This window comes from Streptomyces beihaiensis (genome assembly GCF_026274175.1).
Lineage (GTDB): Bacteria > Actinomycetota > Actinomycetes > Streptomycetales > Streptomycetaceae > Streptomyces > Streptomyces beihaiensis.
Map to the genome: position 1 here is coordinate 1 of NZ_JAPHNL010000174.1, position 2,588 is coordinate 2,588.

The 2,588-nt window shown below is 66.6% G+C and carries 1 protein-coding gene; it reads right to left on the bottom strand.

Annotated elements, in window-relative coordinates; translation table 11 throughout:
• Positions 1-2,588 (bottom strand): methionine synthase (gene metH / locus OFY01_RS16095; RefSeq protein ID WP_266600461.1); only part of this gene is annotated, 2,588 nt, incomplete at both ends.

Consider the following 2,588-nt stretch of genomic DNA (forward strand, 5'->3'; position numbering starts at 1 on the left):
GCGTTGAAGTACTTGGCCTCGGGGTGGTGGATGACGATCGCGTCGGTGGACTGTTCGGGGTGGAGCTGGAACTCCTCGGAGAGGTGGACTCCGATCCGCTCCGGTTCGAGCAGCCGCGCGATCTTGGCGCGGTCCTCCAGGTCGGGGCAGGCGCCGTAGCCGAGGGAGAAACGGGCGCCGCGGTACTTCAGGGCGAACATGTCCTCCATGGCCGCCGGGTCCTCACCGGCAAAGCCCAGCTCGGAGCGGACACGCGCGTGCCAGTACTCGGCCAGGGCCTCGGCCAGCTGCACCGACAGGCCGTGCAGTTCGAGGTAGTCACGGTAGGAGTCGGCGGCGAACAGCCTGGCGGTCTCCTCACCGATCCGCGAACCGACCGTGACGACCTGCAACCCGACCACATCGGTCTGGCCGGACTCCTCGGGCCGGAAGAAGTCGGCCAGACACAGACGCCGGCCGCGGCGCTGGCGCGGGAAGGTGAAACGAGTGCGCTCATGACCCTGCTCGTCCAGGATGATCAGGTCGTCGCCCTTGGACACACACGGGAAATAGCCGTGGACCACGGCCGCTTCCAGCAGGTTCCTGGTCTGCATCTCCTCCAGCCAGCCACGCAGCCGCGGCCGCCCCTCCCTCTCGACCAGCTGCTCGTAGGTCGGCCCGTCCCCGGACCGCGCCTGCTTCAGCCCCCACTGCCCCTTGAACAAGGCACCCTCGTCCAGCCACGACGCGTACTCCTTGAGCTGGATCCCCTTGACCACCCGCGTGCCCCAGAACGGCGGCTCGGGCACCGGGTTGTCCACCGCCACGTCCGAACGCGCCGGACCCCGCTCCTCGTCGACTTCCAGGACGGGGGCGGCGCTCTTGGGCACCCTGCGCTGCCTGAGCTCGGGCAGCGTCGCGCCCGGCACGCCGCGTTTGACCGCGATGAGGGCGTCCATCAGGCGCAGGCCCTCGAAGGCGTCACGGGCGTAGCGGACTTCGCCGTCGTAGATCTCGTGGAGGTCTTGTTCGACGTAGGCGCGGGTCAGAGCGGCGCCGCCGAGGATGACGGGGTAGTCGGCGGCGAGGCCGCGCTGGTTGAGTTCCTGGAGGTTCTCCTTCATGATCACCGTCGACTTCACCAGCAGTCCCGACATGCCGATCACGTCCGCCCGGTGCTCCGCGGCGGCCTCCAGGATCGCCGAGACAGGCTGCTTGATGCCCAGGTTGACCACGTTGTAGCCATTGTTCGACAAGATGATGTCGACAAGGTTCTTACCGATGTCGTGGACGTCACCGCGCACCGTGGCCAGCACGATCGTGCCCTTGCCCTGCGCGTCCGACTTCTCCATGTGCGGCTCCAGATACGCCACCGCACTCTTCATCACCTCGGCGGACTGCAACACGAACGGCAACTGCATCTGCCCCGAACCGAACAGCTCACCGACGACCTTCATCCCGTCCAAAAGCGTGTCGTTGACGATGTCCAGAGCGGGACGGGTGACCAGCGCCTCGTCGAGATCAGCCTCCAGACCGTTCTTCTCCCCGTCGATGATCCGCCGCTTGAGCCGCTCCCCCAGCGGCAGCGCCGCCAGCTCCTCGGCCTTGCCCGCCTTCAACGACTTCGCCGTCGCCCCCTCGAACAGGCCCATCAGCTTCTGCAACGGGTCATAACCCTCACCACGCCGGTCATAGATCAGATCCAACGCCGTGCTGACCTGCTCCTCGTCGAACCGCGCGATCGGCAAGATCTTCGACGCGTGCACGATCGCCGAGTCCAGACCCGCCTTCACACACTCGTCCAGGAACACCGAGTTCAAGACGATACGCGCGGCCGGGTTCAGACCGAACGAGATGTTCGACAGACCGAGCGTGGTCTGCACATCCGGGTGACGGCGCTTGAGCTCACGGATCGCCTCGATCGTCGCGACACCGTCCCCCCGGGACTCCTCCTGACCCGTACAGATCGTGAACGTCAGACAGTCGATCAAAATGTCCGACTCCCGAACCCCCCAGTTCCCCGTCAGATCAGCGATCAGCCGCTCGGCCACAGCCACCTTGCGCTCGACCGTGCGCGCCTGCCCCTCCTCATCGATCGTCAACGCGATCAACGCCGCACCATGCTCCCGCGCCAGCCGGGCGACCTTCACGAACCGCGACCCGGGCCCGTCCCCGTCCTCGTAATTGACCGAGTTGACGACCGCACGCCCACCCAGCTTCTCCAGACCGGCCTCCAGCACATCGACCTCGGTCGAGTCCAGCACCACCGGCAACGTGGACGCCGTGGCGAAACGCCCCGCCAGCTCCCTCATGTCCGCCACACCATCACGGCCGACATAATCCACACACAGATCCAGCATGTGCGCGCCCTCACGGATCTGCTCGCGCGCCATCTCCACACAGTCGTCCCAACGCGCCTCCAGCATCGCCTCACGGAACTTCCTCGACCCGTTCGCGTTCGTCCGCTCACCGATCGCCATGTACGCCGTGTCCTGCCGAAACGCCACCGACTGATACAACGACGACGCACCCGGCTCCGGACGCGGCTCCCGCACCACGGGAGACAAACCACGCACCCGCTCCACCACCAGCCGCAGATGCTCCGGCGT